General features: G+C 61.2%; 8 protein-coding genes. 5 read left to right on the top strand and 3 right to left on the bottom strand.

Annotated features, from left to right (window positions below; genetic code table 11):
* Window positions 1-122 precede the first annotated feature (122 nt).
* From CIC07_RS20770 to CIC07_RS20785, 4 genes are all read left to right on the top strand, one after another.
* Window positions 123-1,403, top strand: a complete 1,281-nt coding sequence (locus CIC07_RS20770; protein WP_076359309.1) for an MFS transporter — start codon at window positions 123-125, stop codon at window positions 1,401-1,403.
* 115 nt (window positions 1,404-1,518) lie between these two features.
* Window positions 1,519-2,019, top strand: coding sequence for a winged helix-turn-helix domain-containing protein (locus tag CIC07_RS20775; RefSeq protein WP_234993088.1), 501 nt, complete (start codon window positions 1,519-1,521; stop codon window positions 2,017-2,019).
* A 93-nt stretch (window positions 2,020-2,112) separates the two neighbouring features.
* Window positions 2,113-3,078 carry a class I SAM-dependent methyltransferase gene (locus tag CIC07_RS20780; protein WP_076359308.1) on the top strand — a complete coding sequence of 322 codons (966 nt, stop codon included), beginning with the start codon at window positions 2,113-2,115 and terminating at the stop codon, window positions 3,076-3,078.
* A 156-nt stretch (window positions 3,079-3,234) separates the two neighbouring features.
* Entirely contained in the window at window positions 3,235-3,750 is a 516-nt protein-coding gene (locus CIC07_RS20785; RefSeq protein ID WP_076359307.1) for a phosphoesterase, read from the top strand.
* 125 nt (window positions 3,751-3,875) lie between these two features.
* Here CIC07_RS20785 and CIC07_RS20790 read toward each other — a convergent pair whose 3' ends face one another.
* Both CIC07_RS20790 and CIC07_RS20795 read right to left on the bottom strand, forming a co-directional pair.
* Window positions 3,876-10,898: a glycoside hydrolase family 3 N-terminal domain-containing protein gene (locus CIC07_RS20790; RefSeq protein ID WP_234993083.1), complete on the bottom strand. Its 7,023-nt coding sequence runs from the start codon at window positions 10,896-10,898 to the stop codon at window positions 3,876-3,878.
* Between the two features lie 625 nt (window positions 10,899-11,523).
* The gene (locus CIC07_RS20795; protein WP_157741952.1) at window positions 11,524-12,771 is read right to left on the bottom strand and encodes a hypothetical protein; all 1,248 of its coding nucleotides are present in this window, start codon (window positions 12,769-12,771) and stop codon (window positions 11,524-11,526) included.
* Window positions 12,772-12,873: 102 nt separating this feature from the next.
* Between CIC07_RS20795 and CIC07_RS20800 the strand changes: the two genes are divergently transcribed.
* Window positions 12,874-13,866 carry a phosphotransferase family protein gene (locus CIC07_RS20800; RefSeq protein ID WP_076359305.1) on the top strand — a complete coding sequence of 331 codons (993 nt, stop codon included), beginning with the start codon at window positions 12,874-12,876 and terminating at the stop codon, window positions 13,864-13,866.
* Between the two features lie 104 nt (window positions 13,867-13,970).
* Here CIC07_RS20800 and CIC07_RS20805 read toward each other — a convergent pair whose 3' ends face one another.
* Window positions 13,971-14,813 (bottom strand): aldo/keto reductase, encoded by an 843-nt coding sequence (locus CIC07_RS20805; protein ID WP_076359304.1) that lies wholly within the window; start codon window positions 14,811-14,813, stop codon window positions 13,971-13,973.
* Window positions 14,814-14,837 lie beyond the last annotated feature (24 nt).

The following is a 14,837-nucleotide window of genomic DNA, read 5'->3' on the forward strand; positions in this document are numbered from 1 at the left end:
GCCGCTGCATGCATAAAGACAAGCCTCCAAAAAAGGGCTTGCAAATTCGATCCTCCATCATTAAAATAAATTTAACGTTAATTATAATTACATGTTCATAAAATTTGAATGGAGTGTTGACGATGAGCATCCCCGCCGTTGCAGCTTCAGCCCCGACACAAGGCATCAGAGGTTTAAAAAAGCATAAGCCCTTTTTATTCCTGCTGGCGGCCCGAGTCATTTCACGTTTCGGAGACTCCCTCGACTCCATCGCTTACAGCTGGATGGTCTATATGCTGACAGGCTCCAAACTCCTGATGGGCACCCTCTTCGCCATCAATTTCATTCCAGGCATCGTCTTCAGCCTGTTCACGGGAGTCCTCGTCGACCGCTGGTCCAAAAAAGCGGTCATCATCGCCTCCTATTCAGCGCGCGGGACAATCGTAGCCCTGACCGCTCTTCTTTACTGGAAAGGCTGGCTCCAGCCTTGGCATTTGTTCATCTTCACCTTCATGAACTCCTCCTTCGAATGCTTTTCCAGCCCGGCTGAAATGTCTGTGGTTCCCCGGCTTCTGCCCAAAGAGCTGCTGCTTAGCGGCAACTCCCTAAGCGCTTCCTCCTCGCGGACTGCCGAGCTTGCCGGCGTAGCGGCGGCAGGCGCCCTGATTGCCGCCTTCGGCTTGTCAGGAGCCATCCTGATCGATGCATGCACCTTTTTAACGGCTGCAGCGGTACTGGCATTCATGAGAATCTCTCCGATTGAAGATCAAGCTTCTGCAGCCTCTTCCTCAACGGCCGCATCCTCCGAAGCAACCTACTGGAGCCAGTTCAAGGAAGGCATGTCCTTCGTGAGGTCCCATCGCCTGATCATGCTGACGATGCTCACCGCCGCGGTGCTCAATGTATGCCTCACCCCCCATAACGTCATGGAGACGGTATACGTCAAAGAAGTGCTGCATTCCGGTCCATCGGGCCAAAGTATCATGGGAATCGGATTCATGTGCGGCATGATCGCCAGCGGCTTGCTGATCGGCGCCTACGGCGCGCGTTTCCGCAAAAGCTCTCTCATCGTCTTCGGCTGCCTGCTGCTCGGCGTCAGCCAGGCGCTGTACATCGTCCCATCCTGGATCCAATGGCAGCCGCTCGCCGTTGTCACCGTCTTGTCCATCATGGGCGGACTCGCGGTGCCGATGATCGGAACGCCCGTATCCACCTACATGATGGAGGTGACTCCCAAAAACATGCTTGGCCGGATCGGCGCTCTTTCCGGGATGATCGGCTCCTCGCTCATTCCGCTCGGTTCCGTGGCCACCGGCTTCGCCGGCCAGCATCTGCCCGTCCAGACCCTATATCTCCTTGCCGGCCTGATCATGATCATCCCTGGCCTGCTGCTTTTAACCCAAAAGAATTTCATGAAATTATAGTATAATAAGGAGAGCATGTACGAAGCAGCGGACAGGAGTGACCCTTATCGAAACGAAGGTACTCAAGACGATCGAGGAAATCCGGATTTTTTCCGATCCATACCGAATGAAAATCATGAATTTCTTTCATAAATCCGACCATCCGGCAACGATTAAGGAAATTGCGGACCGAATGGGCGAAGTTCCGGCCAAGGTGTATTATCATGCCCGCAAGCTCGAAAGGATCGGCCTGCTTGAGCTCGTCGACACGAAGCAGATCAACGGGATAACGGCCAAGTACTATAGAGCCTACGAGGGAACCGTCAGCATCAGCCGCGACGAGGTGGATGACCAGTCCATCAAAGAAATCTTCCGTTCCGAATCCCAGAAGCTGGCTTCCCATATGTTCGATTCGGCCAAGGAGAAGTATCTTGACAGCGCTGAAAAAGGACGGAAAAGAGCCGGCACGATCTCCAACTCGGATGTCTTTCTGACCAAGGAGGAAGCCGAGGAATTCCTGAAGATCGCCATTGAATTCGCGCAGACCCATTCCAAGCGGAGCCGGAGCGAGCAAGAGGAATACCATCTTTTCCTCTCCCTTTCTGCGATGAGCGAAGAAGGTTCGCAAAGCAACTGAAGCCCAAGCTGAAGGCCATGGACTACCGCATAGACGGCAAGCTTCCTTCGTGAATAGACTGTATGAACCGCTTTACGCGAAGGATGAGGTAATGTGAAAATAGACCTGGGCTGCGGGACGATCAAGCATCCAGGATGCCGCGGGATCGACAAGCTGCCCTATGACGGCGTCGATCTCGTCCATGATTTCGATTCCCCGCTTCCGTTCGAGGATGGAGCCGTCGACTTCGTCATGGCTTCCAACAGCCTGCAATATGCCGCGGATGCGGACTTTGTGCTCCGTGAAATCTACCGGGTATGCCGTCACCGCGCCGTCGTGTGCATCGTCGTTCCTTATGCCCATGTATCGGCGCACATCGCGAACCGCCGGTATCGTCAGCTGCTGAATGAGCACGCCCCCCGGTACTGGACGCGCCATCCGGTCTGTTACGTCGATCCGGACGAATACAAGCTTTCCGGCAGCCGGAATTGGTCCCTGATGGAAGAAGCCGCCGTCTTGCCGATGGATGGAGAGGATGCCGAACCGGAAAATCCCGAACGGGATAGCGAAGAGCTGGATCTGAGGCTGCTCAAGCTGGAGTTTTTTTACTTCCCTCCCTACGACGGGCTTTACGAGCCTCATGAGCTCTCCCTGCTTCGTCAGAGCCAGATGAATGTCGCCTATCAAATGATGCTCCATCTGGTCGTTGTCAAAGATCGGATTTCCGATGAGGAGATTTCGGTTTTGGCGTCGCAGCCGCTTGAAGAGCCTGCTTACGCGGACTCCCAGCGGTTTCGGCCCCTAGAGGAAAAAAGCGGCGAGCCTTTTCTATACACGGGTCCGATGGATCTGCTCCTGCACGGAATGCGGGGTGGCGAGCTCGGTTCGGAATCCATTCCCGAGGAGGCAGCTTCTCTGGAAATGGAATCTCCGGCTGCTCAGCAGTATCCGCCTGTCACTCGTCGGCTCGTTTCCTCCAGGCGAAAAAAACGGGCGGCGCGCGGACTCAAAAAAACGCCGGCTCCCCGCAAAAAGCCCATCCGAAGCAAGCGTGCCGGAAAACGGAGGCAGCCTAAATAAAGCCTCAGGATCGATTCCTGCGGCTTTTTCCGCCTTTCATGCAGGGGGACGACAGCATGCTGAGCATCCTGGACATTCCTTGCCGGCCTCATACATCTAGGCGACGATGGAAACAATCGCTTCATAGCTCATGCAGTCGAAAGGGGAGGAACAGCCTTGCCGGAAATCTTTATGACATCGGACCATCATTTTGGACACAGGGAAATCATCGATTATGAATCCCGGCCGTTCGCCGATGCCGGGGAAATGGATGGCGCCATGATCCAACGCTGGAACGAAGCCGTCTCCGCAGGAGATACCGTCTACCATCTGGGCGACTTCTCCTTTGGCGGCTTGGGCAGAACCCGTGAGATCGCAGGCGCCTTGAACGGGTACAAGCATCTGATCCTCGGCAACCACGACCGCGACAGAAGCCGCCAGTGGTGGCTTGAAGCCGGCTTCGACGAGGTGCACGAGCAGCCGATCGTATACCGAGGCTTCTACTTCCTCAGCCATGAACCCATGTATATGAACCGCAGCATGCCTTATTTGAACGTGCACGGACATATCCATGGACAGAAATACGCCGGGCGGAGTCATTTCAACGTCTCGGTCGAGCATTGGGACTATCGTCCTGTTTCCTTCGAACAAGTGCTGGAATTCGTTTCTTCCGGAGTAGGCCGGTCCACATGAATACGGCTTGCCGAATCGCTGCATCGGCATCCCGCACAGCCCGATTCCTCCCATTTCCGCTCTGAATGAATTAAAAAAAGCTTCCCGGCCATTGCGGCCGGGAAGCTTTTTTTTCCTTGGACGGGTCAGTCCATCCAACCGTACAGGCGATAGATCAGCACGGCTGCCTCGGCGCGTGTCGTCAGGCCTGCCGGATTCAGGCCGCTGCCATCCCCTCTCAGCAGTCCGGCTTGGACGAGCGCCGCTGCGGCCTCAGCCGCGTATGCCGCCACCAAGGAGCGGTCTGCATAACCGTCCAGCTCGGCCGCCGCCGGCGGCACCGGCTTGCCTGCCAGCTTCAGGGCTCTGAATGCGAGCGCCATCATCTCCTGCCTCGTGATCGGAGCCATGGGATCGAAGCTTCCATCCTCCCTGCCTGTCGCGATTCCTAGCGATTTGGCGATCGCTGCCTCCTCCTCGTAGTATGAGCCCGCCGGGACATCCGTGAAGGAGGCGGCTGCTTCGCCGCGAAGGCCGAGCGCCCTTACGAGCATGAGGACGAAGTCGGCACGGCGCACATTCGCGGATGGCGTGAACAATTCCGCTCCGGTTCCTTTGATGACGCCCTTGGCGGCCAGAGCGTCGATCGCTTCGGCGGCCCATGTCAGACGGGCCGTATCCTTGAATTCCTTGACCACATATTCAATCCGGAAATCCCCGAGCAGGGAAGTCTGGAACTCGACGCTGCCCGCTCCCGCTCTGTAGCGGGCGGTCGGCACGGCTGCGGCGATACCTCTTTCGTCCGTCAGCCGAACCGTTACGCGCTGCGGATGCGCGGATTCCTCCACGCTTGCCGAGTACGGCAGCTTGACCCCGACCGCCTGCAGCTTGCCGCGCCATAAGAGAGATTTGCCGTCAGCCGATAGGGCGATTCGTACGCCCGTTTGGCTTGAGACGCCTTGAATCCGGGCTATTTCGAGCTCCACGGTTCCGGAGGCGAGATTTCCGTACCCTTTCAGCATTTCCGCCGGAAGCGTCGCGATTCCGACAGCGGTTCGAATCTCAAGCGCGGCTTTGCCGTCTGTCAGAGCGGCTGCCGGTATGGAGATGCGATACCCTTTAGCTCCCGACAAGGCGGGAACTTGAATCGAGATATCCGCCGCTCCCTGGCCTGCCGCACGCCGCAGCTCAGCGGCGTCGATGGATGCCGCGGCGATTCCCGATGCGGGATCGAGCACAGGAATGGCGGTTGTGATGTCAGCGCCCGAAGGTGCAGCCGATGCAGCCGGCGATGGCGACGGAGCCGGCGAGTATGGCAGCCAAGGCGTCGCGCTTGGCGTTGCGGACGGCGTCGCGCTTGGCGTTGCGGACGGCGTCGCGCTTGGCGTTGCGGACGGCGTTGCGCTTGGCGTTGCCGACGGCGTCGTGCTTGGCGTGGCCGACGGCGACTCGCTTGGCTGCGATTTGCCGGTCACATACGTGAACGCGGCCGTGAAGCTGCCGGGCAAGCCATCCTTGAACGCGGCTGCGCGGATGACGGCAATTCCGGATACGGCGATCGGACCGGCTGCCGCGATGCCGTTGTCAGGCGAAGGCAGCGAGCCGTCCAGCGTGTAGTACACCGTCGCGCCATCGGTCGAGCTCGCCAGCAGCAGCTCCTGCGGCAAGTCATACTTGCCGGCTTTCAAGGAAGCGGACGGAACGGCCGCACGGCTGACCGCCGGCTGGTTCTCTTCGGACGTCGGCTCCAGCCGGATCCAGTCGATGTTGAAGCCGTCTCCTTGGTCCAGCACGCCGATTTCCTGCACGCCCCCCTTCAGGGAGACGATATGGGAGGCGGTCTTGTACGCGCCCCAATCGCCTGTGGACGGCAGGGCCGCGATGCCTTTCAGCTCGCCGTCCGCGAACAGGGCCGCGGACACTCCTCCCTGCTTTGTCGCGTAGCGGTAGGTCGCCTTGTAGTTGCCGTCCTGCGGGACGTCCACCCGATAACGCAGCAGATTGCCCGCATTCGTGTAGCCTACGTTGGCCGTTCCGGCCGCTTTATTCGTCTCGATGGCATTGCGCCCGGAATCGAAGTAGCTCTCCGCTTCGATGTTCAGGATGCCGGCAGGGTCCGCAGCGAAGGTGCGGATCGGCTCGATGGCGAGCGCCCCGATCTCGAAGCCCTCCACGTTCGCGGCAAGGCGCAGCGTGATTTCCCCTTGCGGCAACGCGGCCGTCTTGCGGCTCTTGACCCAGTTCCCGTAAATCTGCGGAACGTCGTACGACGCCAGGACAGCGTCCCCGAGCTTGAGATCGAAGGCGCCCATGCCGCCGGCTTGTGAGCTCATCTCAAGCGTGAAGGTGTAGCGGCCCGATTCCGGGACATCCAGCTTGTAGTCGATCCAGTCGCCCGCCTTGATGCCGGTGAGCTTATGGCCGTCCGCCGCTCCGCCCGCGCCCTCGGAAGGGCCGCTCATGGCGGCGTAATCAAGCGCGCTTGCGGTGCCCGGAACCGGAATGAGCGGCGGGTTGTCCTTGCGGACGATGCGCGGACCGACCTCGATCCAGTCCAGCGATACGTTCGTTCCGACAATGGACAGGCGGAGAGAATGCGTCCCCTTGGACAACGGAATGGCCGAGGTCAGCGTCGTCCATTCGTCGGACGCGGCAAGGACATCCCGTTGGACAGCTCCTCCTCCGTCCAGCTTCCAGGAAGCTTCGGCGGCCGAGTCTCCTCCACCGGTCCGGTAACGGTAGGTCAGCAGATAAGCGCCGTCCTCCGGAACGCTGACCCGGTAGTCCAGCCAGCTGCCCGGAACGGTGCCGGCCGCTCCATCCTCGATGAGGACGCCCGAGGATTCGTCCGCCTGCTCGGCCTGAACCCGCTTCGGCAGGGCGGCGGCGCTGTCGCCGGCCGTCGTCGATCGAATGTCGCGCAAGCTGTAGCCGGTGCCTTGCGCCGTCACGCCCAGGACGTGCTCGCCGGCCGGCAGCGCCACCTTCACCCGCGCATAGCCGAACGGATTCGGCCCTGCGTAAGTATCGCGAGTCACCGTGAGGGTCCCCACGTCTGAGCCGTCGATCGCGATGGCCGCTGAAGCGCCGGAAGGCTGTCCGGCATAACCGAGATCCAGGAAATAGCTTCCGGCCCTCTTGACCGTCAGGCCGTACGAGAAGGAAGCCGGCTCGGAAGCCCCGCCTTCATTGAGGCCGTATACGGCGCCTGAAACCGTATCGGTCTGGTAGACGCCCCGTGCGCTGTCAAAGTCCGCCGCGCGGAAGCTGCCCGGGGCCGTCCGGCCCAGCTCGGGACGAATCCACGAGAACGTGGTGACCGCCTTGGCCGGAACGACCGCGGAGATTTGCGTGCCGTCGCTCATGAGCTTGACCTGCTGGTCCTTGTCGGTCTGGTTGATAGCGACGGTTACGACCTTGCGTCCGTCCGGACTGACAAAAGCGACATTCGTCACGGTGTCGGAAGAGCCGTAATCGCTCTCGATCCGCTTGTAGCCCGGGAGCACGAACTTCGAGAATTGGCCCATCAGGTACGTCTCCGGCGCGATCCAGTAGTTGTCGCGGTCCGAGGAATCCTGGATGACCGGAGTCGGATCCGGCGTGCCTACCCACTGATGGGACTTGATGTCGCTGTCGAGCATGACGACCCAGGAATTGTAGCTGCGCGCCCAATTGCGGAAATACTGGGCGATGCGGTCGGCTCCCTTCGTGCCCCAGACCGCGCGTTCGGTCAAGTAGACATTTTTGTCCGGGAACAGGTCATGCAGCTTGGTCATCTCGCTCAGCTCTCCGCCGTAATCGTGGAAAGCCGTTCCGTCCACAGCCGCGTATGCGGCCTTGTCGCGCAGAAGCTGGGCCGGGTAAGCCATCGTGTCGCCCGGATTATGGTCGAACGTGAGCAATCCGACCTGTCCGAAGCCCGCCGCATCCAGCTTCTGGCGAAGCAGCACCATCAGCCTGGCCTGCTGCTGCCAAGGCATTTTCGTACTCGGATAATCGATCTCCAGCAGAGGCTCGTTCTGCACGGTCAGCATTTCCATCGGAATGCCCTCCGCTTGGTAGGCCTGCACGAACTTCACGAGATAGTCCGCATAGACCGACAGATACTCCTCCTTGATTTCTCCGCGGATCATGCTGTCCGTCGTTTTCATCCAGCCCGGAGCGCTCCACGGAGAAGCGAAGAATTTCACGTCCGGGTTGATCGCCTGGATTTCCTTCAGCGTGGAAATGATGTGCAGGTCGCGGTCCTTCTGAATCGAGAAATGCTCCAGGCCCGGATCCGTCTGTCCCGCCGGCATGTCATCATAGGTGTAGAACGGCTGCCCGGTGAAATCGGCCGTGCCGATCGTCACGCGGACAAGGCTCATGCCAGCGCCGTCCGCCGGATCGAACAGCTTGCCCAGCAGCTCCTTGCGCTTGTCCGCCGACATCTTGGCGAGGTTGCCGACCGTCGATTCCTCCATCGACGAGCCGATGCCGACCATCGATTGATAAGTCACATCCGGATCGAGCGAAATGACCGTTCCAGCGGCCTCGTTCGGCCGGACGATATCGAGAGGCCGCTGCTGCTCCAGCTTTTTGTCCTCCGGCTTGGAACGGTCCGCGTAATACCACTGGATATTGCCGGGATCCCGCTCGCTCGTCGTCCAGCTCTGCACCGCGTCCGCCTGAACCACCTCCGGTACCGTGCCGTCTCCCGGATCCCCGGTGCCTGGCTGGCCTCCATCCGCCGGCGCGTCTCCCGTGCGTGTGAACTTCAGCCAATTGAGATTCATGCTCCCTCCGGCGAACAGGACGCGCAGGCTCTGCTTGCCTTCGGCGGCTATCGGAACGCCATGCATGACGGCCGTCCCCCAGTCCTGGTAGCTGTTAATTTTCGGCAGCCTCACGGAGCCGAGCTCCTTGGCGCTTCCGTCCAGAATCTTGACGCCCGATGAATCCCCCCAGGAGGCGTAGCGCACCTCGACGTCGTACAGGCCGCTTTGCGCGTGGACGTCGTATTGGAGCCAGTCGCCGGCATCGATATAACCGACGTTCTTGCCGCCGCCTTCATCCTGGGTATTTTCCGTCTGCACCGCTCCCGGCGCGCTCATCGCGCTGTAATCCTCCGCCTGCACGACGCCCGGAACCGGAATGCTCGTATCCGGCTGGGCCGGGGGCTGCGGCAGATCATCCGGAGTCGGCTGCGACTTGGTCAAGCCGTACCCTGTCTTGAACAGGAACTGCCCGGGATCGTCGGCCTGATCGTAGGCGCTCAGGCTGAAGGGCCATTTCAGCGGCAGCTTGCCCGTAAAGTCCTTGCCTCCGAGAAGAACGTCCGCGACTCCATCTCCCTCCGTGCCGGGGAGCCAGGCGGCAACAAGCCCCTGGATATCCTTCAGCTGGTCGCCGATCGTCATCGGGCGGCCCGACACGAGCACAAGCACGATCGGCAGCTCCGGATCGGCGGCCCGCACATTGGCGAGCGTGGCCAGATCCTCCGTGTTCAGGTTCAGGTTGGACGTATCCCCGTCCGATTCGGCATACGGCATCTCGCCGGCTACGACGATGGCCGCATCATGGCCTTTCGCGCCGCGGCCGTGCTCGTTGTAAGTCACCTTCTTGCCGCTGGACTCGGCCGCCTTCTGCAAGCCTTGCAGAATCGTCGTGCCTTTGGTGATCGCTCCGGCGCTGCCCTGCCAGGTGACAGACCAGCCGCCTGCCTGCCTGCCGATATCGCTCGCCGCCTTGCCGGCAACGAAGATATCCTTCATTCCGGACAGCTGGGACAAAATCGGCGACTCGGAGCCGTCCTCCCTTGGGACGGCATCGTTCTTGAGCAGCACAAGCGACTTCGCCACCGCTTCGCGAGCGACCGCCCGGCTCTGTGCCGAGCCGAATGCGGCCTGTTGATCCGGATCGGACTTCGGATGCTCGAAGACGCCGGAATCGAACTTCACCGTCAGAATCCGCGACACGGCGTCATCGATCCGCGCCTGCGAGATTCCGCCTTCCTCGACGAGCTGCTTGAGGTCGGTCACGACCTCCTTCCATTTGTCCGGCTCCATGATCATGTCGACGCCCGCGTTGACGGCCGTCTTGACCTGGGCCTTCAAGCCGCTGACGGCGTTGCCCTGCCAGTCCTTCGAGATCTGGTCGATCGCGTTGTAGTCGGAGACGACGAAGCCCTTGAATCCGAGCTCTCCCTTGAGCTTGTCCTGCAGGAGCCGCTGGTTGGCGTGCATCTTGAGGCCTTGAATGCTGTGGTACGAAGCCATCACCGTGCCGACGCCCGCTTGCACGGCCGCCTCGTACACCTGCTTTTCCAGCTCCCAGATCTGCTCTTCCGAATACCCTGTCACATTGCCCTGGTTGATGCCCTTGTCGGTATAGCCCTCTCCGATAAAATGCTTCGCCGTTGCGACGACCTTGTCCGGCCGCTTCAAGTCCTCGGGCTTCCCGCCCTGCAGCCCCTTGATGTAAGCCGCTCCAAGCTCGGCCGCAACGGCCGGATCGTCGCCGAAGCCTTCGTAGGTTCTGCCCCAGGAGATGTTCTGGACGTCGGCGAGCGTCGGCGCGAACGTCCAGTTGATGCCGGTGGCGCGGATCTCCGCCGCAGCCGCAGCGCCCGCCTGTTCCGCCAGCCCGGCGTCATGCGCAGCCGCCAGACCGATATTATGGGGAAACAGAGTGGCGTCCTTGACGTTGTTGTGGCCATGCACGCCGTCGACCCCGTACAGGAGCGGAATGCCCAGACGCGTCGACAGGGCGCCGTCCTGATAGCCGTTGTACAGCTTGGTCCACTGCTCGAGCGTGCTGTCGGCCAGCTTGCCGTTCGGGAACGAGCCGCCTCCGCTGAACACCGAGCCGAGCCCATAGGCCAGAACATCCTCCGGCGTGACGGATGCCCGTTCCGCCTGGACCATCTGGCCGACCTTCTCGTCCAGCGTCATCCGGGCGAGCAGATCCGCGACCCGCTCCGATGTCTCTTTGGAGGGATTGAAATAAGCCGGCAGCGGCGCCTGATCTGCCGGCGCGGCGGCGGCATGCAGCGGCAGCAGGCCGAGCAGCAGCGATCCGGCCGTCGCTCCAGCGAGCCACCGTACCGCCGGACGGCGGACGGACGGGGATCGGCGGCTGCAGCGGCCGTTTCTGGAATCATCAGCCTGGGTTCTTTTCATCGTTGGCATGAATGGCTTGAACCTCCCTGTGAATGAATATGGCCAAAATGTTATCGATTACATTTTGTGGATTGAACCTGATTTGCTTGGCCGCCCTGATTCCCCTTCGCCATCCCGAACAACCCCGCCCCGTACGTAAGCGTTTCCATTTTGAGGCGGCTTGTCGGCTTGTCTCATGAACCCAAGCGCCATTCCATCAAAGCGCGGACAGCAGCAACCCTCGATCGAGGCGACGCTCCATCCATCAAGCAAGGCGATAGCCGCCATGCGGTAGACACGGCTTAAGCGGTCAGGCGGTCCAGCGAAAAAGAGCAGACGCGGCAAGTATCCCTTTCACTATAGTGTCGCGGCGAATACGGAGGCAAGGGACCAAACTCCCGGAATGCAAACCATCCCCCTGCCGGCAGCTGCGCTTTTTTTGCGATGTATGGCGGGGCTTTTGCCTCATTTTCTATGAAATCGTTTACATCCCTCATTCCTTTGGCCTGCCCTCTTGTCGAAAGGAAGTGCTATGGAACTATTCGCGCACCTGTCGAACCTTCAGCCGACGCCCGACGAAAGACCCGCTTCTGTCGAAAGCCTCTTTCCGGGCAGCATTGACATTGGAATTCCCCTTGGCAAAATCGCTTGGCCGTCATTGCCGAGCGCCGGACTTCGCCCTCTGCGCCATTCCTGTTATACTTGGAGCGAGACCTTGGATCGGCATGCCTTCCGGCGGACAGGATGCCCACGGTCCGACCGGGATGGCTCTGTACGTTATGCCCGGCTGCAGGCTCCAGCCCGGCTGCAGGCGGAATTCGCCCGCCGCACCGTCTCTGCTGCCCGGAACGTACGAAGCCCGCTTGGGCGCTTCGCCGCGGCAGGCGAGCTGCAGCATGCGTCCGGCGAACAGATCGCAGCCAGGGTCGGCGGCAAGCTCGACCCGGATGAGATCCGGCTCGATCAAGCGGATTCCCTTGATCTTGAGCGCCTGCCAGGCGCTCCCCGCGAACTCGTCCCGGCCGATCCGGCCCCAATCCATATCCGCGGCATAGAGCTGTCCCGGCGTGAACGCATAGCCTTCGGGCAGGCGGAACTGCGGGGCCTGCACGCTGCCTTCGAGCTGGGTTCCCTCCACATATCCGGCATGGAGCGGCAAGCCTCCTGCGGGACACACCCGCACCGTCGTTCCCGCCAAAGGCGGAACGATCTGGTAGTGCCTGCTGCCGCTCACATTGTCCGGATTCAGCTTCAGCTGCGGGCCCGAACGGTCCGTCCCGGCCTCATCCGCGCAGACCATCCCGCAATCGGCGACGCCGTCGGCGAGAAGCGACACCGCCTCGATGGTGTCGTACGAGATCTGCCGCACATAGCGGAAGAACAGGCGGTCCACACCGGCTTTGAAGCCGAGCTTGTCGCCGCCCCGATAGGAGATCGTGTACCGCTTGCCCGGCTGCTGCAGGGCAGTCGGGACGATGTAGCAGGCTTTCGTTCCCGCCTTCAGCCGGGGCGGTCCGGACAGCTCCAGATCGCTTCCAAGCTTGAACGAGGCCCTTGCCGTATCGACCTCGAGCTCCTCGTCCGCCAACGGCCTGCTGAATATGACCTGGATCGAGATAGGGCTCAGCGCATCAACCTGCAGCAGCTCCTTCGGAAGGAATTTGGCCAGCGGTTTCGGCACGGACTTGGTCATGCCTCCCGGCTCTCCCTTGCCCGCCTTCGGACCGAAGCTCCCAAACCGGCCGAAGAGGCCGCGGCTGCCGAAGCCGCCAGGCAAGCCGAGCGGAACAGCCGCCGTCAACGCCAAGCCGGCCCCTTGCCGCCCAAGCAGCCGGAAGCGTTCAGGGAACGGCTCCACAGGGAAATGTTCGGACACGCCGTCAGCAGAAAACGGTTCAAGCACAGGCTCTCACTCCATCTCGATATTGGCATATGCCTACTTTATGCTTTTGCGGGATTGTTGGTGAGATGGCCTTCACGATGGATTCGAAAGGGGACCCGACGCATGAAGGAAAATTGGGAAAGAGGAGAAACGCCGCCCGAGCCGGAGCCGCACATCATCCGCGAGCTTGCTGCAGCCGCCTTGCCGGAGCTGCGGCATTGCACGCTTCAGCGCACCGGAGCCGGGCTCAGCAACCTGGTATACAGACTGGATTCGGGGGAGCGTTCCTACGCCCTGAGAATTTACAGGCAGGATGATGTCGTCGCGCGCAAGGAAGCGTCCATCTCCCGCTTGCTCGCCGGAAGCCTTCCGGTGCCGCGCCTCCTGGCCTCCGACTGGAGCGGCTCGCTCTACCCCGCTCCTTGGGCGGTCATGGAATGGATGCCCGGCGCGCTGCTCGCGGACGAGCTCCGCTCCTGCAGCATCGAGGCCGAGTCGGAATGGCATCATGCAGCCGGGCATACGCTGGCCGCCGTCCACGACATCCGGTTCCGGGAAGCCGGCTTCCTGGACGGGGAGCTTGCGGTCAGCGAGCCGCTCGCCTTGAACGGAGAGGGCTGGCGAGGATTCATCGCGCATTGCCTGGAGACGGGAGCAGGAAGCCTGCTGGGGACGGACATGACGCGGAGGCTCGAACAGTTCGGCTTCAGCTTCTCGCCTCTTCTCGACCTGCATGCCATGCAGCCCGTGCTCGTCCATTCCGATTACAACGCATTGAACGTGCTTGGCGTCCGGACAGACGGCCGCCGCGAGCTGTCGGCCGTCCTGGACTGGGAATTCGCCTATGCCGGCAGCGCCATGGCGGACATCGGCAACTGGCTCCGATACGAGCCGTGCGGCTCCGCGGCCGAGGAAGCCTTCGCCGCCGGCTACCGGTCAGGCGGAGGCTTCCTGCCGGAGCGGTGGAGAGAGCTGTCGCTGCTGGAGGATATGGTGGCGCTGTGCGACCTGCTGAGCCGCTCCGGGGAGCATGCACCCATCCGCACGGCGGATCTGCGGCGGCTGATCGGCTTCACGATGGACCGGGCCGAAGAAGGGCGGCATGCTGTGATTTAGGACGGCCGTTCGCCGGCGTCCCTTCTTTCTCGGCTCGCCCCTCAAAAAAAAACGCTCCGCAGCGGAAAGGATTCCTCCTTCCGTCTGCGAAGCGTTTTTCGTCCTTAAAAATCGAAGTTGTCCGGGTCCGGGCCGACGCGGCGGTTCTCGTTGAGAGCGTCGATGGACTCCATCTCGCCCGGCGTCAGCTCGAAGCCGTCGACGGCTGCGTTTTCAGCCAGCCTCTCCGCCTTCGTCGATTTCGGAATCGTGACGACGCCATGCTGGAGATCCCAGCGAATAATGACCTGCGCGACGGATTTGCCATGTCTGGAGGCGATGTCCAGCAGCAGCGGGTGATCCAGCAGCTGGCCCTGCATCAGCGGCGACCAGGCTTCCAGCTGGATGCCTTCCGCCTTGGCGAAACGGCGCAGCTCCGGCTGCGACAGCAGCGGATGGAGCTCAATCTGATCGACCATCGGGCGCACCTCAGCGTCCTTCATCAAATCCTCCAGATGGCTGACATGGAAGTTGCTGACGCCGATCGCCTTCACACGGCCGTCCTTGTACAGCGTCTCGAGAGCCCGCCATGCAGCCTTGTATTTCCCGGCAACGGGCCAATGAATCAGGTACAGATCCAAATAATCCAGCCCTAATTTGCTCAAGCTCGCCTCATAGGCGGCCAGGGTCTCCCCATAGCCGAGGTCGGCATTCCATACCTTCGAGGTGACGAACAGCTCTTCCCGGGACAGCCCGTTCTCCTCCAGCGCTTCCCGGATGCCTTGCCCGACGCTGTTCTCGTTGGCGTATACAGCTGCCGTATCGATGCTCCGGTAACCTAGGCGCACGGCGGCCTTGACCGCCTCGACAAGCTCCTGCCCCTCCTCGACCTTGAATACCCCCATGCCAAGCCAAGGCATGGCGACCCCGTTGGCCAGCGCAACCGTTCGATTCGTATATGCGTTCATTCCCCTCTTCCTCTCGTTGTGCCC

Origin of the sequence: Paenibacillus sp. RUD330, assembly GCF_002243345.2 — a bacterium.
GTDB lineage: Bacteria > Bacillota > Bacilli > Paenibacillales > Paenibacillaceae > Paenibacillus_O.